This window comes from Campylobacter showae CSUNSWCD, from assembly GCF_000313615.1.
Taxonomy (GTDB): Bacteria; Campylobacterota; Campylobacteria; order Campylobacterales; family Campylobacteraceae; genus Campylobacter_A; species Campylobacter_A showae_A.
Window position 1 is genome coordinate 74145 of the sequence record NZ_AMZQ01000002.1, and the last position, 17653, is coordinate 91797.

General features: G+C 46.0%; 16 protein-coding genes. 10 read left to right on the forward strand and 6 right to left on the reverse strand.

Annotation, left to right across the window (positions count from 1 at the left end; genetic code table 11):
* Positions 1-3 precede the first annotated feature (3 nt).
* Positions 4-945, forward strand: coding sequence for an SPOR domain-containing protein (locus CSUNSWCD_RS02415; RefSeq protein ID WP_009493459.1), 942 nt, complete (start codon positions 4-6; stop codon positions 943-945).
* Positions 942-1757 carry a shikimate dehydrogenase gene (locus CSUNSWCD_RS02420; RefSeq protein WP_009493461.1) on the forward strand — a complete coding sequence of 272 codons (816 nt, stop codon included), beginning with the start codon at positions 942-944 and terminating at the stop codon, positions 1755-1757. Before CSUNSWCD_RS02415 ends, CSUNSWCD_RS02420 begins: the two co-directional genes overlap by 4 nt.
* On the opposite strand, the gene pyk is transcribed toward CSUNSWCD_RS02420, so the two are convergent.
* A complete protein-coding gene (gene pyk, locus CSUNSWCD_RS02425) occupies positions 1733-3187 on the reverse strand; it encodes a pyruvate kinase (protein ID WP_009493463.1) in 1455 nt (484 codons plus the stop codon). The genes CSUNSWCD_RS02420 and pyk overlap by 25 nt on opposite strands.
* Positions 3188-3266: 79 nt before the next feature.
* Between pyk and CSUNSWCD_RS02430 the strand changes: the two genes are divergently transcribed.
* Positions 3267-4322 (forward strand): TRAP transporter substrate-binding protein, encoded by a 1056-nt coding sequence (locus CSUNSWCD_RS02430; RefSeq protein ID WP_009493465.1) that lies wholly within the window; start codon positions 3267-3269, stop codon positions 4320-4322.
* Between the two features lie 289 nt (positions 4323-4611).
* Here CSUNSWCD_RS02430 and recR read toward each other — a convergent pair whose 3' ends face one another.
* The 3 genes from recR to CSUNSWCD_RS02445 are packed head-to-tail and all read right to left on the reverse strand — an operon-like array spanning position 4612 to position 7089.
* Positions 4612-5184 (reverse strand): recombination mediator RecR, encoded by a 573-nt coding sequence (recR, locus tag CSUNSWCD_RS02435; RefSeq protein ID WP_009493467.1) that lies wholly within the window; start codon positions 5182-5184, stop codon positions 4612-4614.
* Positions 5168-6421 (reverse strand): ArsS family sensor histidine kinase, encoded by a 1254-nt coding sequence (locus CSUNSWCD_RS02440; protein WP_009493469.1) that lies wholly within the window; start codon positions 6419-6421, stop codon positions 5168-5170. Before CSUNSWCD_RS02440 ends, recR begins: the two co-directional genes overlap by 17 nt.
* On the reverse strand, positions 6418-7089 hold the full coding sequence (locus tag CSUNSWCD_RS02445; protein ID WP_002948262.1) for a response regulator transcription factor: 672 nt from the start codon (positions 7087-7089) through the stop codon (positions 6418-6420). Before CSUNSWCD_RS02445 ends, CSUNSWCD_RS02440 begins: the two co-directional genes overlap by 4 nt.
* Positions 7090-7250: 161 nt before the next feature.
* Here CSUNSWCD_RS02445 and dnaJ point away from each other — a divergent pair, with 161 nt between their 5' ends.
* Positions 7251-8423 carry a molecular chaperone DnaJ gene (gene dnaJ / locus CSUNSWCD_RS02450; protein WP_009493475.1) on the forward strand — a complete coding sequence of 391 codons (1173 nt, stop codon included), beginning with the start codon at positions 7251-7253 and terminating at the stop codon, positions 8421-8423.
* A 71-nt stretch (positions 8424-8494) separates the two neighbouring features.
* The gene (locus tag CSUNSWCD_RS02455; protein ID WP_009493476.1) at positions 8495-9136 is read left to right on the forward strand and encodes a tetratricopeptide repeat protein; all 642 of its coding nucleotides are present in this window, start codon (positions 8495-8497) and stop codon (positions 9134-9136) included.
* A gap of 196 nt (positions 9137-9332) precedes the next feature.
* Here CSUNSWCD_RS02455 and uvrC read toward each other — a convergent pair whose 3' ends face one another.
* A complete protein-coding gene (gene uvrC, locus CSUNSWCD_RS02460) occupies positions 9333-11147 on the reverse strand; it encodes an excinuclease ABC subunit UvrC (protein WP_034964241.1) in 1815 nt (604 codons plus the stop codon).
* Positions 11148-11211: 64 nt separating this feature from the next.
* Positions 11212-11694 carry a hypothetical protein gene (locus CSUNSWCD_RS02465; RefSeq protein WP_009493480.1) on the reverse strand — a complete coding sequence of 161 codons (483 nt, stop codon included), beginning with the start codon at positions 11692-11694 and terminating at the stop codon, positions 11212-11214.
* A 137-nt stretch (positions 11695-11831) separates the two neighbouring features.
* On the opposite strand from CSUNSWCD_RS02465, the gene nhaD reads away from it, so the two are divergent.
* The 5 genes from nhaD to CSUNSWCD_RS02490 all read left to right on the forward strand — a co-directional run bounded on the left by nhaD (position 11832) and on the right by CSUNSWCD_RS02490 (position 17456).
* On the forward strand, positions 11832-13223 hold the full coding sequence (nhaD, locus tag CSUNSWCD_RS02470; RefSeq protein ID WP_009493483.1) for a sodium:proton antiporter NhaD: 1392 nt from the start codon (positions 11832-11834) through the stop codon (positions 13221-13223).
* A gap of 9 nt (positions 13224-13232) precedes the next feature.
* The gene (gene guaA, locus CSUNSWCD_RS02475) at positions 13233-14765 is read left to right on the forward strand and encodes a glutamine-hydrolyzing GMP synthase (protein WP_009493485.1); all 1533 of its coding nucleotides are present in this window, start codon (positions 13233-13235) and stop codon (positions 14763-14765) included.
* A gap of 129 nt (positions 14766-14894) precedes the next feature.
* Entirely contained in the window at positions 14895-15539 is a 645-nt protein-coding gene (locus CSUNSWCD_RS02480) for a cupin domain-containing protein (protein ID WP_009493487.1), read from the forward strand.
* Between the two features lie 38 nt (positions 15540-15577).
* Positions 15578-16741, forward strand: a complete 1164-nt coding sequence (locus tag CSUNSWCD_RS02485; protein ID WP_009493490.1) for a PIN domain-containing protein — start codon at positions 15578-15580, stop codon at positions 16739-16741.
* A gap of 82 nt (positions 16742-16823) precedes the next feature.
* Complete coding sequence (locus CSUNSWCD_RS02490; RefSeq protein ID WP_009493492.1) at positions 16824-17456, forward strand: uroporphyrinogen-III synthase; 633 nt, start codon at positions 16824-16826, stop codon at positions 17454-17456.
* The last annotated feature ends 197 nt before the right edge of the window (positions 17457-17653 follow it).

Here is a 17653-nt window from a genome sequence, read left to right on the forward strand (position 1 = left end):
AAAATGGAGTATAATGAGCTAAGAGACATCATGCTTGATAACAACGAGGATAAAAAGAGCAGAAACATTAAGAGGATTCTTATCCTTGTGGCTGTTTTTGTTATTATATTTTTGGCCGTCCTCATCGTGATGAAATTTTTAAATTCAACTGAAACGAGTGATCAGGTTGCGCAAACCGACTCTAGAATGGTTTTACCGCCTGAACCTGATAATACGCGAAGTATCCCGCAACAAGTGAACGTGCCTACTACGCCGCCTAGCGAGCCTACGCCGCAAATAGCGGAAAGTAACGTCCCTCCAGTTGCTCCGCCTCCAGCATCCGAGCCTCAGGCGCAGCAGCCAAATCCTGCCTTTGAGCAGGTGCCTATAGTGCCTGAAAATAAAGGTCAAGATAGCTTTGAGGATATGGTAAAAGCGCTTAAGGAAAAAGAGGATAAAAAGCAGCAGGATGCAAGCATGGCTGCGCCTGCCCCGACCGAGCCATCAACCATACATGGAGCCTTAAAGCAAAATGATACGCCGAGCACTCAACCAAGTGAACAAAAAGCTGAGCCTAAGCAGCACGTAAACGTAGTAAAACAAAAAGAACCTAAGCAAGAAAAAGTTACAAAACAGCCTAAAAATGATGCGACTAAAGACAAACAAGCTAAAGAAAAAACCGCAAAACAAAAGCCTGTCAAACAAGCTCCTGCAGCTAGCGGCGGCGATGCTCACAGCGGTAGTTACGTGCAAGTTTTCGCCGTTAAACACTTTAATGAAAAAGCGCCTGAGCTTGGCAAACTAAAAGCCGCAGGATACGCCTATAAGCTATATAGGACGAACGTAAACGGTAACGAAATCATCAAGGTGCTAGTTGGACCTTATAGCGGCGAGCAGTTAAAAAGCGAGCTTGCCAAAATCAAGCAAAGCGCGGCTCCAAACGCCTTTATCGTAAATATAAAATGATGGTTTTTGCCGTTTTTGGCAACCCTATATCCCACTCCGTTTCGCCGAGACTACACAATCTAGCTCTCGGCGAGCTCGGTCTATCTCGCGAAGCCTTCTATACTCGCTACGAGCTAGCAGATGGCTCACAACTCATCTCTAAATTTAAAGAACTAAAATTAAGCGGCGCAAACGTCACAGTACCTCACAAAGAAGCCGCGCTCGCGCAGTGCGACGTCCTAGACGAAGCGGCTATAAAAATCGGCTCCGTAAATACTCTCGTCTCTCGCAGCGATAAAATTTACGGCTACAATACTGATGCGCCGGGATTTTTGCGAGCGATAGAACATTTTGGGCAGATAAATTCAGCTCTGGTTTTGGGTGCCGGCGGGACGGCTAGAGCGGTCGCATATGCGCTAAAAAGCCGCGGCGTGCGAGTTTGCGTGCTAAATAGAAGCGAGGAGAGGCTAGCAAATTTTGCCGAATTTGAAAGATTTAGCTGGGCAGATTTCGGCAAATTTAATGGCGGCAAATTTGACTTCGTCATAAACACAACCTCGGCAGGACTAAAAGACGAAAATTTGCCTGCACCGATCGAGATTTTGCGCCCGATTTTTGATGAAAGCAAATTTGCCTTTGACGTTATTTACGGCAAAAAAACGCCTTTTTTAAATTTAGCCGCCGCTAGCGGGCTCGCGCATAAAGACGGCGCTGAGATGCTACTTTTTCAGGCGGTTTTAGCGTTAAATTTATTTTTCGAGGGATCGCTTGACGAGGCCAAAATTGAGGCCTCGATGCGAAAAGCACTCTATTTATCGGCTTCTTCTAGATAATAATCTATCTGAGCTTTTCTTAAAATCCTGATCAGGTCCGAGCTGCCCGCCACTCCCGTCGGATAGCCAGCCGTCATGATGTAGCTTTTGTCGTCTTTTATGTAGCCTTTTTCGACTGCGGCTTTGATCGATTTGGCCATGAGCGTGTGCAGTCTTTCTTCTTTTTCTATCACGAATGCCGCTGTTATGCCCCAGCAAAGAGTGAGCCTATATGCGGCCTGCTCGTTGTGCGCTATGGCGATGATATCTATATCGGTGCGGTATCTGGCCAGTTTTGCTGCCGAGCCGCCCGATGAGGTTAGCGCGATTATGCCGTCTACTTTTAGTGCAGAGGCGAGCCTAGCTGTGCTAGACGCCATCATATCGGTATCGTCGTAGCGGGCAAAATCAAATTTGTTAAAAGGGTAAATTTGCTGCGTTTGGATTATAGTATTGCTCATCGCTTCTACGACGGCGACCGGGTTTATGCCGACCGCGCTTTCTTCGCTTAGCATGACCACGTCGGTACCGTCTAGTACGGCGTTTGCCACGTCGCTAATCTCGGCTCTAGTAGCTGTTTCGTGCTCAGCCATGCTTAGCATCATCTGCGTAGCCGTGATGACTGGCTTGACGGCTTCGTTTGCTTTTTTGATGATGAGCTTTTGGATTGTCGGCACCTTATAGTAGGGCACCTCGATACCTAGATCTCCGCGAGCGACCATCACGCCGTCGCTGGCCTCGATGATCTCGTCGATATTTTCCACTGCGTCAAATTTTTCTATTTTGGCGTAAATTTGAGCTTTGGAGCCAAAGCCCTTTAGTATCTCTCTAGCTTTTCTTATGTCGTTTGCGTTTTGAACGAAAGAGATCGCGACGAAATGAACGCCGTTTTTGGCGCCAAATTCCAAATCCTTTAAATCTTTAGGCGTGATAACCTCGATATTAAGCTTGGTGTTTGGGAAATTTACGCCTTTGTTCGAGCGGAGTATCCCGTCGTTTTCCACTACGGCTTCTACTTTTTGGGCGCTTGCATTTACGATCTTAGCGCGGATTTGTCCGTCACATAGATATATGTACTCGCCCATCTTTAGCGCGGCTAAAATTTGAGGCTGATTTATGCAAAGCTTATAGTGATTTTCGTCTATTTGCTCGCCGATTATTTCATCTTTTACGAAGATTAGCGTATCGCCGATTTTTAGTTTAAATTCGCTTCTATCTAGCTTGCCGACTCTTATTTTAGGGCCGCAGATATCCTGAAATATGCCTATTTTTCGCCCGAGTTTCGCCTCTACTTGCCTGATTTTATCTATGTTGGATTTATGGTATTCGTGCGTGCCGTGGCTGAAATTTAGCCTAAAAGCATTGACTCCGGCTAAGACTAATTGCTCCATAACCTCTATGGATTCGCTGGCCGGTCCGACCGTGGCTAGGATTTTGGTTTTTTTATTCATGGATACCCCTTTTCGCGCAATTTTACCAAATTTTTAAAAAAAATAAGTATAATCGGCCAATTTATTTTAAGGAGCAAAAATGAAAAAGTTTTTAGCGGTTTTGGCTGCTTTCGGTTTAGCGCTAGGCGCGAACGCGGCAGACAAAACCTATAAGCTAAAGCTAGCCAGCACCTGGGAGAGCACGACTCCGGTTTTGGGCGACGCAGCGAAAGAATTTAAACGCGTAGTAGAGACGCTAAGCGATGGCAGGCTAGAGGTGAGGATAGACTATCCGTCTAAGCATAAGGCGCCGTTTGGTATCCTAGATTTCGTAAAAGGCGGCCAGTACGATATCGGCTACACGGCGTCTTACTACTACAAGGGCAAGGACGCAAATACTATGTTTTTTACCGCCGTACCTTTTGGTATGACCGCAACCGAGCTTCGCGCTTGGTATGAATTCGGCGGCGGCAAGCAGCTAGAGGAAAAAGTTTACGACAAATACAATATCAAAGTTTTCCTTGCGGGGGATACCGGCACGCAAATGGGCGGCTGGTTTAAAAAAGAGATCAAAAGTGTAGAGGATTTAAAGGGCCTAAAAATCAGGATCCCCGGCTTTGGCGGCGAGGTGATGGCGCGCGTGGGAGCGACGATAAACACGATCCCAACCGGCGAGCTATATATGGCGCTAGAGATGGGCACGATCGACTCGGTCGAGTGGGTAAGCCCTGCATTTGATATGGGTCTTGGCTTTCACAAGATCGCCAAATACTACTACACAGGCTGGCAAGAGCCGAGCGGTCAGACTCAGTTTTTCGTAAATAAAAAGACCTACGAGAATCTACCTGCCGACCTTCAGGCCGTGATCGAGGCCGCGGCTAACGAGGTAGCTAGCATGCTAAATAGCCGCTCGTTCTTTGATAACGCCGAGTACTGGGCGAAGATGAAAGCCGAGTATCCTGATATCGAGGTTCGCTCGTTCCCGCAGGACGTTATGGACGCGCTTAGAAAAGCAAGCGACGAAATCCTAGACGAAGAGGCGGCAAAAGATCCGCTATTTAAGGAGATTTTGGACTCTCAAAGAGCGTTTTTGGCTAAAGCTCGCGAGTGGACGAAGATTTCCGAGTTCTCATATATCCAAAAAACTACGAAATAACTTCTATCGCTCATTTTGGGCGGCTTAAATTTACGGCCTTCGGGTCGTAAATTTCTCTTTTTAAATTTTCTTTTTATTCTTTGTCGTGCTTGTAAAATTTGATTTTGGGGCTACGCGTCAAATTTGAGTCGTTGCAAATTTGACTAGCTTTGGCGGCGGGTTAAATTTGAAGCGGTTTGTCTGTTTGAAATGTGGCAAAAACTTGCTCGCCTAGTCTTAAATTTGAATTCGAGCTAATTTAAAAGGATACCGTTAAATTGATAAAAAGCTTCACGCGCTTGAGTTAAATTTACAGCTCAGTCCTGCTATCAAGCGCCTTCATAAGCGATAGAAGGTCGATATTTTCGAGATTTACGCCGGTAGGTACACCTTGGGCTATCTTGCTAAATTTAACGCCCATATCGCTTAGCTTATCCTCGATAAAAACCATCACCGCGTCGCTGCTAAGCCCCGGCGTTAGTGCAAAAATAATCTCGGTTACACCGTTTTGGCGGATGATCGCGCGTAGTTTTTCGGTTTGTTCGGGAGTTATCTCTTCAAGCACGAAGTAGCGTCCGCGGTAGATCGCACTTTGTTCGAAAACTAGGATGTCTTTTGGGCTTTCTACGACGGCCAGTAGCTCCTTATCTCGCGTTTCGTCGCTGCAAATGTCGCAAATTTCATCTTCGCTAAGCCCACCGCAAATTTGACATTTACCCGTAAATCTCACTGCGTCCTCGATGCTTTGAGCGAGCTTTAGTCCGCCGAAGCTATCCTTTAGGCATACGTGATAGGCGTAGCGCTGGGCGGACTTTTTGCCAACGCCCGGTAGCCGCTCAAAGGCCGCCACGAGTTCGTTAAATTTCTCAAGCCCTTTTTTCAACGCTTTCCTTTGGATTGGTGCAAATTTTAAATGAGTGGAAGCCGTCCTCGTATGAGTATTTTAGACTAAATTTGTGCATACGGCAGATGTGGTCGATGATGTAAAGTCCTAGCCCCATGCCGCTGCTTTTACTGCCCTTTTCACGGATAAAGGCTTGCATGTAGTACTCGATAGGATTTTGTAGCGGTTGGCCTAGGTTTCTCACGACGATACCGTCCGCGTCGCAGATAACCTGCGCTTTTTTATCGTCAGCGTATTTTAGGGCGTTATCTATGAGATTTTTGATCGCGAGCGAAAAGAGCCCGAAATCCACGCGCAGCAAGATATCTCGGCGGATATCTACGCTCACTTTTTCTTCAAATTTATCGAGCATCAGCATGTCGCGCGCTTGGTCAAGGATGTTTGAAAAGTATGACTCCTGATAGTTTAGCGCGTAGTTTTTGGATAGCAGCTGCTCGATCTTGCCAAACTCGTTTATGAGCATGTCAAGGCGCTCAAATATCGCTATCAAGCGCGTTTTGTGCGTAGAATTTTGCACCATCTCAGAGACTATGCGACCTTTGCCGATCGGCGTTTTTAGCTCGTGCATAATCGTGCGTAAAAACAGCTGCCTAGAGCGCAAAAGCTCCCTGATCTTGCTGGCTGCGGCGTCAAATTCTATCGCGACCTTGGCTATCTCGTCGTCGGAGTCGGGCTTGGCGATATTTACGTCCATGTTTCCCGCGCCAAATTTCCTGATATCAGAGCTTAGTTTTTTAAGCGGCATTAGCGACTTCATTACCGAAACGTAAAGCGACACTAGAAGCGCCGTCGTGAGGATAAAACCCACCCAGATCGGATCGTTTATGTTTTTCGTATCGTCGCTTTCGAGCAAAATTTGAAACGAAGGATTTTTGATCTGTAGGTACAAACTATCCTGAAAAAGCAACGATTGAAATAGTCCTAGCTGCGTTTGCTTGGCAAAGACCGGTTTCCCGGAGCTTATGACGTTTGCGACGGTTTTGTCGCTTTTAACGTAGGTTAGTCCGAAATTTTTAAAATAGTTAGTCAAATCGCTAGGCGGATTTGACTTTTCGTATGAAGCGATGAGGTAGTTTATCGCGTTTAGCTGCTTGTTTTTTATCTTTTCTAGCGCGTTATCTAGCTGTATGCTCGCAAACGTGTAGAATAAGATACAAACAAGCGAAAACGCCAGCGCGAAAACTACCGAAATCTTCGTGGTTAAGGAGTATCTCATCCTATGAGTTTATAGCCTATTCCGCGTACCGAAAATATATGTTTAGGCGCTTTTGAGCTGTCGCCGATCTTGGTTCTTAGTCTGCCGATGATGACGTCTAGGCTCTTTGAGTCCTTGTCTTTTAGGCTTTTGCAGTTATAAACTAGCTGCTCGCGAGAGACTGAAAAGCTGTGTTGCTTGATAAGGTAGCTCAAAATTTCATACTCTGCCGGCGTTAGCGTTAGGCTTTCGTTGTTGTAGTAAATTTCGTGTCTGCGCTCGTCTATCCTAAATAGCGTATCAACGACCTCTTCTTGCACTTCGTTGGTCTTTTTGTAGCGGCGGATTAGGCTCATTATGCGCGCGTACATTTCCTTTGGATCGTACGGTTTTGGTAGATAGTCGTCTGCGCCTAGCTGCAGGCCCACGACTTTGTCGCTGATATCGCTGCGAGCAGAAGAGATGATGATAGGGATGTTGTATTTGCTGCGGATCTCTTTGCATACCTCTAGGCCGTCCATGCCAGGTAGTGTAAGGTCTAGGATAAGCAGGTCGAAATTTTTTACTCCAGCACTTAGTCCCAAATAAGGATCTTCGAAATTTGTTACTTTTATATTAAAATCGCTCAAGTATTCGGATAGGATTTGCGCGAATTCCGGATCGTCTTCAATCATTAAAACATTAATCATTTTAAGCCTTTCAAATAGATTTAACGAAAATGATTATAACCAAAAAAAGTTAAATTTTTTTTCCGAATTTACTATCCTTGTTTAAAATTCTCCCCCGCTTTGAATTTTTATAAATAATAAGATAAAATCGCCCTTTAAATTTAAAAATTTTAGGAGATTTTGTGGAAATAGACTACTACGAAATTTTAGAAATCAGCAAAAATAGCGACTCTGAAACCATAAAAAAAGCATTTAGAAAGCTTGCCCTAAAGTATCACCCGGATCGCAATCAAGGCGATAAAGACGCCGAAGAAAAATTTAAAAAGGTAAACGAAGCCTACCAGGTGCTAGGCGACGAGGAAAAGCGCGCGATATATGATAGATACGGCAAAGCTGGACTTGAGGGCAGGGGCGGCTTTAGCTCTGGCGGATTTAGCGCGGATTTTGATTTGGGCGATATCTTTAACTCGTTTTTTGGCGGTGGATTTAGCTCGGGTGCAAGTAGCCGCAAAAGAAGCAGTGACAAATATCCGCTCGATTTAGAGATAGTTCTTAGGATCAAATTTAACGAAGCTGTGTTTGGCGCCGAAAAAGAGATAGATTTTACGATCAAAAAACCGTGCCAAACCTGCAAAGGCAGCGGTTCGAAAGACGGCAAAACGCACGTATGTCCGCACTGCGAGGGCAGGGGGCGGATATCGCAGCAGCGAGGCTTTATGAGCTTCGTGCAGGAGTGTCCATACTGTAACGGCACGGGCGAAACGGTCAAGGATAGATGCTCTGATTGCGGCGGTAGCGGCTACAAAGAAGAGCGCCAAAGCGTCAAAGTAAATATCCCCGAGGGCATCGACGACGGCATGCGCATGCGCGTGAGCGAAAAGGGCAACGTCTCCTCAACCGGCGCCAGGGGCGATTTGTACGTGCATATCGAGGTTGAAGCCGACGAGCATTTCGTACGTCACGAAAGCGACGTTTATATCGAGATTCCGGTATTTTTCACGCAGGCGATTTTGGGCGAGACGATCACGATCCCGACGCTAAAAGGCACAACCGAGCTCAAGCTGCCAGTCGGCGCAAAAGACAAGCAGCAGTTCGTATTTGACGGCCTTGGCGTAAAAAACGTAAATAGCAAAAGATACGGCAGGCTCGTAGCTCAAATCTCCATAAAAACGCCAAAAGAGCTTAATGACGAGCAAATCTCTCTACTAAACCAGCTACAAGAGAGCTTCGGCATCAAGGCGGGCAAGGCGAGCTACGACGAGGAAGAGGACAAAGGAATCTTGGATAAGATAAAAGGGTGGTTTAAGGGTGAAGAACCTAGCGATAAAGGCAATAAAAAAGGCAAAAAGGCCTAAATTTACGTCAAATTTTACCATTTAGCAAGCCCGATCTTTCGTTAAATTCGCCGAGTCGTTCGGGCTTAAATTTGCGTCCGTTACAAAACGGCGCGTCAAATTTGACGTTAAAATACAAGATGAATAAATTTATATTTTTAGCCGCTTTTACGGCGATTTCTTTAAATGCTGCAAAATGCGATACGGGCTGGCTTCAAAAAGGTTGCGACGCTGGCGATTTTGAGAGCTGCGATAACTTGGGTCTTGCCTACATCGGCATCAAGCTTGAGGAGTGCGACTTGGACAAAAACTACGAAAAGGCGTTTGCGCTGTTTAAAAAAGCTTGCGACGGGGAGTACGTGCGAGCCTGCGTAAATTTGGGCGTAGCGTATCGCAAAGGCGAAGGGGTTAAAAAGGACGAACCAAAGGCTGCCGAGCTCTATAAAAAAGCCTGCGATAGCGGTTATTTGCTAGGTTGCGCAAATTTAGGCTCGCTTTATGAGCAGGGGTTTGGCGTCAAAAAAGACGCGCAAAAAGCGGGCAAAATCTGGCGCAAAGCCTGCGAGGCAAAGGACGGGATGTCTTGCTTTAACCTCGGCGTACTCTACTACAACGCGATGCTTGGCGAAAAAGACGTAGCTAACGCAAAAAACTATCTGCAAAAGGCGTGCGCATACGGCTGGAAAGATGGCTGCGACGCGGCGCAAGCGATAGAAAAAGCCGCGAAACGATAAATTTGCCTAAATTTTAATGTCGGTCGAAAGCGGTGCAAAATTCAATTTGTGCCGCAGACTATTTGCGCACAAATTTGGTTGCGTTTTGCGCTAAATTTGGCGGCTTTTTGCAAATAACTGCTGCCAAATTTATTCAAAAGCGGGGAGTTAAATTTGCTCTTTCAAATTTAACGAAAACAAATGCGTCAAATTTGGCTCAAATTTCACTCTCTTTTAGTTGCTCGATCTTAGCCGCCACGCTCCTATTCGTCACCTTTTCGATCTCTTCGCTCGCTGCGGTCATTATAGCTTCAAAGCTGCCGTAAAATTTAACTAGCTTTGCGATACTGCCCGCCGATACGCCCGCGTCTGCTAGCTTGCTAGCGCCCAGATCCTCTTTGCGCTTGGTTTTTTGATGAAAGGTAATCGCAAATCGGTGCGCCTCGTCGCGAAGGCGCTGGAAAAACTGAAGTCGTCTGTCGCCCGTTGGTAGCGTAAAAACGCCGCCCGGAGCGTAAATTTTATCCCTCGCGCCGCCTTTTGCGCGGTGGGCTTTGGCGTCTATTTTTTCTTTTGAGATGGCGAGTATATCGACGTTTGCGCCACTACTAGCGATGATGTCCGAGGCGAGGTCTAGCAGCGCCTGGCCGCCGTCGATGAGCCAGAGATCGGGTGGGCTAAGCTTATCAAACCGCAAAGCGCGCTCTGTAAGCATCTGGTGCATCTGATCGTAGTCGTTTGCGTGAGAGAGGTGCATGTGGCGGTAGTGCTCCTTGGCGAAGTTGCCGTGCTCAAAGCGCACCATCGCGCCGACTGCGGCCGCGCCGAACATATGCGAGTTGTCGAAGGTCTCGATGGTGTACGGCGCGCAGGCTAAGCCGAAATACTCCTTTAGCTCGTCCAAAAACGCGTCGTCGTGGGTTTTTAGGTACTTTTGGATAAAGACTTGCGCGTTTGTTAGCGCCATCTCGCAGATGCGCTTTTTCTCGCCGATTTTAGGGACACAGATGCTAAATTTACGGCCGTGGCGAGCGGTCAAGATCTCCTCTACTAGACTTGCGTCCTCAAATGCTTCGAGTGCGTAAATTTTCGCGCTCACGACGGGCGCGCCAGCTGGAAAGCTCTCTAAAACGATTTGCTTATACGCGTCGTTTAGATCGCCTTGCGAGCTCATCTTGGCGTTCGTGATATTTTGATACACGCCGCTGATCTTGCCGCCGTGCACGCTAAAACGCACCGCACAAAGCAAATTTTGCTCAGCACGCACTGCAAAAACCTCAAAGTCCTCAAGCTTAGCCAGATCGACCTCGATTTTGACGTCTAGGTCTTTGATAGCGTTGATTTTATCGCGCACGAGGGCGGCTTGCTCGTAGTTTTCGTTTTGGGCGTATTTGCTCATCAAATTTACGAGCTTTGGCAGCATAGAAAGAGGATTGTTTAGCGCTGCGATCGCGCCCTCTACGACCTTGGCGTAGTCTGCGGGCGAAATTTTGCTGATGAGCGGGGCTTCTGAGTAACCGATCTGATAGGGCAAGTACGCTCCCGTGGCTTTGAGCGCGCTTTTGCTTTGCACGAGTTTAAAGCTCAGCCTTAGCGCATCTAAAAGCTCGCGCGCGCCGCGAAAATAGGGGCCAAAATACTTGACGTTTTTGCCTCGGACGATCTTTCGCGTGATCTCAAAGCGCGGGAAATCGTCATCCAAATTTACGTAGATGTAGGGATAAGTCTTGTCGTCACGCAGCAAGATGTTGTATTTGGGCCTTAGCTGCTTGATGAAGGAGTTTTCTAGTATCAGCGCGTCGGCCTCGCTGGGAGTGACGATATACTCGAGGTGTACGGCCTCGCTGATCATCTTGTGGATGCGCGGGCTAACCTTGGGCGAGGGGGCGAGCGCCGGCGTAAATGAAAAGTAGCTTTTGACGCGGTTTTTTAAAATTTTAGCCTTGCCGACGTAAAGAAGCTTGCCGGCCTTGTCGAAATACTGATAAACGCCTGGTTGGGCGGGCAATGAGCGGATCTCGTCGATTAGCAAAATTTGACTCCCGCCAGTGAATTTGAGCTTTTGCTGATTGGGGTTAAATTTGACCAAATTTGATTCATTGCGCCCCGCTTGATTCTTTGGCTAAATTTTGCTTTATAGCAAGGCGAATTTTTTCAAATCCTTCGAAAATCCGCTCGCTTTTGGCTAAATTTACAAACTCGCCTTTAGCAGGCTCGGCATAAGTAAAAATTCGCTTTTTTTCGTATGGGTCGGTCGCTTTTTTAAATTTTAAATGCTTTGTCACAAAAAATTTAACGTCCGTTACGCGAGCGAGCCTGCCGTCAAAATTTACGCTAGAATAGATTTTTAATAAGCCTTTTAACATTTTTATACTACTATCGCTTTTTAATTCCTGAAGTCCTAGCGGATGAAACAGGGCGAAAAACAAAATGCCGTTTTTCTCGTAGCAAAAGGCGATGAGCCTGCGATGATTTAGGCTTAAAAGCTGTAAAAATTCTCCGCATTCGCTACGGTTTTTTAACTCTTTATAAAAAGGATTATCAACAATATGTCGAATAATAGTCTTAGCGTCTTTCATAAGGCGATTTTAGCATTTTTTTTGTTAATTTTTATAGCAGGCTGCGGCCACAAGGGCGATCCGTTCTACGAGGCGCCGTCCGAGCCGTCAAACAGCAAAACCGAAAAGATAAATAAACTATAAATCAAGGAGAGTAAATGAAGATCGTCGGACTTTTGGGTCTGTTTTTCGCTTTAGCCTTCGGTAGCGGCGACGCTGCGGGCGAGGCTTTAAATCTAACGACTACGTGGGTGGGTATCGCGAGCCTCATAATTTTCGTCGTGGGATATTTTTTCATCGCTACGGAGGAAAATTTTCACATCGATAAGGCTAAGCCGGCTATATTTATCGGCACTTTTATGTTTCTGCTCATCGGCTTTTATATGCTAGCAAACGGCCTAGATGTGCATTTGTTGCAAAATGAGGTAAATCACCTGATTTTAGAGATTTCGCAGATCGTATTTTTCCTCATGGTCGCGATGACATATATCGAGGCGCTTATCGAACGTGACGTGTTTAACGCGCTAAAATACAACCTCGTCTCAAAGGGCTACACGTATAAAAGACTCTTTTGGCTAACGGGCGCTTTGGCGTTTTTCATTAGCCCCGTCGCCGATAACCTAACTACGGCCCTTATCCTTTCTACTGTTCTTTTAACGATAGATAAGACCAATACGAATTTCCTAGTCGCAGGTGCGATAAACATCGTCGTAGCCGCAAACGCAGGCGGCGCATGGAGTCCGTTTGGCGATATCACGACTCTGATGGCGTGGGCTGCGGGCAAGGCTCCTTTTATCGACTTTTTCGCACTTTTCCCTGCTTCATTTATCGGCTGGCTAGTTACGGCGTTTTTACTAGTGCGCATAGTGCCCGCTGGTAGCCCGCACTTTGACCCGGCCACAGAGCCTAAAGTAACCATCAAAAAAGGTGGTAAAGTCGTTATCGGACTTGGCGCATTTACGATATTTTCGGCTGTTATGATGCACCAGCTTTTCCATTTGCCTGCGATGTGGGGCATGATGTTTGGCTTCTCACTTCTTAGCATTTACACCTACATCTACAAAAAAACAAACAAAAACGAAGAGCCTATGCATGTCTTTCACTATATGTCAAAGATCGAAAACAACACGCTTTTCTTCTTCTTCGGCATCCTTGCGGCCGTCGGCGCGCTACACTTCGTCGGATTTTTAAACTACGCCGTTTCGCTTTATGATAAATTTGGCGCTACGACCGTAAATATCGGCGTTGGCTTCCTCTCTGCTATCGTGGATAACGTCCCTGTTATGTCTGCCGTGCTAAAAGCAAATCCTATGATGGGCGCGGATGTGGGCGAAAATTTAAGTCAGTGGCTGCTAGTTACCTTGACTGCCGGTATCGGCGGATCGATGATAAGCTTTGGTTCGGCTGCGGGCGTTGGCGTTATGGGCAAACTAAAAGGCATCTATACCTTCGGCGCGCATATGAAATACGCTTGGACCGTGGTTGTCGGCTATATCGTATCGGTCGTGGTCTGGTACATACAGTTTGAAATTTTTCATTTATATTTTTAAAGGGCAATCATGAATAATACGATAATAGTTTTGGATTTTGGCTCGCAGTACACCCAGCTCATCGCTAGACGCCTGCGCGAGCAAGGCGTTTATACTGAGATTTTGCCTTTTAACGCTAAGGTCGAGGAGATCAAGGCTAAAAAACCAAAAGGCATAATCCTAAGCGGCGGTCCAGCTAGCGTTTATGCGCCGGATGCGTATTTTTGCGACGAGGGCGTTTTTAAGCTAAAGTTGCCGATTTTAGGCATTTGCTACGGCATGCAGCTTTTGGCGCATAAATTCGGCGCCGAAGTCGCTCCTGCCTCTCACAAAGAGTACGGCAAGGCAAGCCTAAACGCTCTAAAATCTCATCCGCTCTTTACTGATACGCCTGAAAAGCAAACCGTCTGGATGAGCCACTCTGACCTCGTAAAAAATTTGCCAAACGGCTTTGAAGCGATCGCGACGAGCGAAAATTCGCCTTACTGCGTATTCGGCGACGAAAAGCGCAAATTTTACGCGTTGCAGTTTCACCCGGAGGTGCAGCACAGCGAGTTTGGCACTCAAATTTTAAAAAATTTCGCCAAATATATCTGCGGCTGCGAAAGCACGTGGAATATGGGCGGCTTTGCTAAAACCCAGATCGCTAAGATCAAAGAAACCGTCGGCAACAAAAAAGTCCTTTGCGCCGTTAGCGGAGGTGTAGATAGCTCCGTCACCGCTGCGCTTTTGGCCGCTGCGATACCGCAAAATTTGATCCTGGTTTTCGTCGATAACGGACTACTTAGAACGGGCGAGCGCGAGCAGGTCGAGGCGACCTTTAGAACAAAGCTTGGCGTGGAGCTAGTTAGCATAGACGCGAGTAAAACTTTCCTAGAAAGGCTAGCAGGCGTAACCGATCCAGAGAAAAAACGCAAGATAATCGGCGAAACTTTCATCGAAATCTTTGAAAAAGAGGCCAAAAAGCACGATAACGTTAAATTTTTAGCCCAAGGCACGCTTTATACCGACATCATCGAAAGCTCGGTCGTGGGATCTAGCAAGACGATCAAAAGCCACCACAACGTGGGCGGACTGCCTGATTGGATGAGCTTCGAGCTGATCGAGCCTTTAAGAGAAATCTTTAAAGACGAAGTACGTCAGCTAGGCCTTGAACTTGGCCTTTCGCGAGAGCTCGTGTTTCGCCATCCATTCCCTGGACCAGGCCTTGCGATCCGCATAATGGGCGAGGTAAATACGCCAAGCCTTGAGCTACTACGCAAAGCCGACGTAATCCTGCGCGACGAGCTAAAATCAAGTGGCTGGTACAACAAAACGTGGCAGGCATTTTGCGTACTGCTAAACGTGCATTCTGTGGGCGTCATGGGTGATAACCGCACCTATGAAAACGCCGTGTGCATACGCGTAGTGGACGCTAGCGACGGCATGACGGCTAGCTTCTCGCGCCTGCCGTACGACCTGCTAGAAAACGTCTCACGCCGCATCATAAACGAAGTAGACGGCATCAACCGCGTAGCTTACGACATCTCGAGCAAACCGCCTGCAACGATAGAGTGGGAGTAAAATTTAGGCGTTTTTACGCCTAAATTTTATTTAAAATCGACTCAAATTTGCCAAAAAGAATAATCCTTATCAACAAATCGTCCGCAAATTTTAGCTACAATGACGCGTAAATTTACGAAAGGAAGAACAATGAGTAAAATTTACAATTTAAACGCCGACACGAAAGTGATCGCAAAAAGCGTCGTTAGCAAGAGAATTTTTGATTGCGAGAACGCTCACGTCGATGTGTTTGCCTTTGACACTGGCGAGGAGCTAGATCACGAGATGCTATTTTGCGACAGCCTTGCGTGGGTCGTAGAGGGCGGCGCGAGCTTGCACTACGGCGAAAAGCAGATGCGCTTAGGCGACGAACAGGCCTGCCTGATAGAGAAAAAAGTATGGCGAAAACTAGTTTTCAACGAACCAACGAAATACGTCTTAATCGATTTTAAGGAGGACTTAATGATAGATCATTTACCTAAGGCGGCTATTTTTAGCCTAGTGGATGCGGTCGAATACGAAGAAGGCAAAATCGTGAGCAAAACGCTCGTCAAAAACGAAAGCGGCTCGATGTCGCTGCTGTCATTTTCAAAAGACCAACAGCTCTCCACTCACGCGGCTCCGGGCGACGCTCTTTTGGTCGCGCTTGACGGCGAGATGAAGCTAACCATCGGCGATGAGCATTTTGATATCAAAAAGGGCGATACTATCGTGCTTCCAGGCAAAATCCCGCACGGACTAAAGATACCGGAAAAATTTAAAATGTTACTCATCGTAACAAAAGATAAGATGTAGAGTTTTGGGGCGATTGCCACGACTCGTTTAGGAAATATATGGCAAGATTTATAATAGATGATGAAAACATAAGCGTAGATAATCTAGCAACGCTAAAAAAACTAGGCGAGAAAGATAAAATTTATATCGTAACAAACAATAGACAAAAGCTAAGCATCTCCGTTTTGGCGTGGTTTCTGGCGCGAAAAATCAAAATAAAAATTATACTTTTAGAAAGCGCTCACAAGGACTATGCCGATAAAATAATTACGTTTTTAATGGGCAAACTCTCGCATAAAAAAGACAAAATTTACATCGTCAGCAACGATAAATTTTATGATGACGTGATAGATTTTTTTAATAAACAAGATAAAAACGGCGGTAAATTTTATAAACTTAAATTTGACTTCAATCGCTCGCACACTGCGCAGCTCATCGAAGAAAATCAAGACGAAATCGCGATCTTGATACGAAACTCGGGAAGCCTAAGCGAGCTTCATATGAAATTTATCTCAAAATTTGGCAGTAAAAACGGTGCTGGCGTGTATAACGCACTAAAAGAGGACGCAAGGAAGATCTACAAAAAACCTCAAATAGAAAACTCGCAAAAAGGTGAGGCAAAGCTTATCGCGGCGCCAAATTCTGCAAAATCTAGGCTAGCGACGCAAGGCGATGAGCAAAAATTTGACGAGCGAGAAAAGTCGCAAATGGAGTCAAATTTGAGTGGCGAGACTTTACATGCTCAAAGCGCCTCGGCAAAAGAGCAAAATTTGGAGTCTCTAAAACCGCAATCTTTAGAGGGCGAAAGTGGTGCGGTGACAAATGATGAAGTTAAGGTTGCTGAGTCAAATTTGAGTGATAAACTCGCTTCTACCGAGCGCTCAAAAGATGCGAAGATCGAGGTTTCTGGCGAAAATCTAAATGCGGACGAAAAGGGGCAAAATTTATCAAGCAAGCATCCGCCGCAAAAACAAAAACAAGCTGGTGCGCAACAAAACGAAGTAAAAAATGAGGCTAAAAATGCGGTAAAAACGCAGCTCGCGCCCAAGATAGATGAGGCTAAAAAGCAAGATATAAGAAAAATCGCATTTGAAAGTAAAAATTTGGGCGATTTTCACAACGGGCTCGTGAAAAAATACGGCGCAGACGAGGCTGGCAGGCTATATAAAGCGCTAAAGCAAAAGGCAAAAGAGTACCTAAGCAAGCGCAATGCGGCTAAGTAAAATTTGTGTTTTGTGTGCGGCTTTTAAAATTTGAGGATTTGCGGTAAAATTTGGACGCAAAGTCATAAACTTAAGGGCAAAAATGATCTATCTAGTCGGGTCAAATTTGGAATTTGATGGCGTAAAGACGCTGGTTTTAAACGAGATAAAATTTAATAAATTTAGCGTAAATTTGGCCGAATTTGAGACGCTGGTTTTGACCTCCAAAAACTCCGTAAACGCGCTAAGATTTAATCAAATTTCGCCTACAGATTTGCAAATTTACTCCATCGGTGAAGGCACTAGCCACGCAGCTAGCGAGTTTGGCTTTGCTCAAATTTACACCGCAAAAAACGCTCACGGAAACGACTTTGCCGCCGAGATCGCACCGTTTATAAAGGGCAAAAAAACGCTGTTTTTAAGGGCGCTCGAAACGGCTTCGAGCGTTGGTGAAATTTTACGTAAAAGCGGCGTAAATTTGACGCAAATAATCGCTTACGAAAACGTTTTTAAACCGCTTAATGAAGAGCAAAAACCGCCTAAAAATTCGGCGATTATTTTTACATCTCCCTCGGCGGTGCGAAATTTTACTCGAAATTTCGGCTGGGATGAGAGCTATAAAGCCGTCTCTATCGGACTTACGACGGCAAAGGAGCTAGAAGCTTTTGCCTCACCTATAGTGAGTGCCCAGCAAAATATAAATGCCTGCGTAAGCCTCGCAAAAACGCTACTTTAAGCTAAAATTTTATATAATAACCTTGCCTGAGTGATTTGGCAGCGTATTTTTATAGGGTCCAACACATTAGTATAGGCGAAGATGTGCGGAACTGTGTGACGTGGCTTCGTTTGAGCGCGCGAGCGCGAGAAGTTGCGACCTAAAGGAACCGCCTATTTGCAAGGTTGGCTTTGAATTTTCGGGCCACTTATATGCGC

Bases quoted from the DNA above. Each gene is read 5' to 3' on its own strand.
- CSUNSWCD_RS02415 (WP_009493459.1), top strand. From the start codon at position 4: ATGGAGTATAATGAGCTAAGAGACATCATGCTTGATAACAACGAGGAT.
- CSUNSWCD_RS02440 (WP_009493469.1), bottom strand. From the start codon at position 6,421: ATGAGATACTCCTTAACCACGAAGATTTCGGTAGTTTTCGCGCTGGCG.
- nhaD (WP_009493483.1), top strand. From the start codon at position 11,832: ATGAAGATCGTCGGACTTTTGGGTCTGTTTTTCGCTTTAGCCTTCGGT.
- pyk (WP_009493463.1), bottom strand. From the start codon at position 3,187: ATGAATAAAAAAACCAAAATCCTAGCCACGGTCGGACCGGCCAGCGAA.
- CSUNSWCD_RS02465 (WP_009493480.1), bottom strand. From the start codon at position 11,694: ATGAAAGACGCTAAGACTATTATTCGACATATTGTTGATAATCCTTTT.
- CSUNSWCD_RS02480 (WP_009493487.1), top strand. From the start codon at position 14,895: ATGAGTAAAATTTACAATTTAAACGCCGACACGAAAGTGATCGCAAAA.
- CSUNSWCD_RS02445 (WP_002948262.1), bottom strand. From the start codon at position 7,089: ATGATTAATGTTTTAATGATTGAAGACGATCCGGAATTCGCGCAAATC.
- CSUNSWCD_RS02485 (WP_009493490.1), top strand. From the start codon at position 15,578: ATGGCAAGATTTATAATAGATGATGAAAACATAAGCGTAGATAATCTA.
- CSUNSWCD_RS02420 (WP_009493461.1), top strand. From the start codon at position 942: ATGATGGTTTTTGCCGTTTTTGGCAACCCTATATCCCACTCCGTTTCG.
- CSUNSWCD_RS02490 (WP_009493492.1), top strand. From the start codon at position 16,824: ATGATCTATCTAGTCGGGTCAAATTTGGAATTTGATGGCGTAAAGACG.
- CSUNSWCD_RS02430 (WP_009493465.1), top strand. From the start codon at position 3,267: ATGAAAAAGTTTTTAGCGGTTTTGGCTGCTTTCGGTTTAGCGCTAGGC.
- guaA (WP_009493485.1), top strand. From the start codon at position 13,233: ATGAATAATACGATAATAGTTTTGGATTTTGGCTCGCAGTACACCCAG.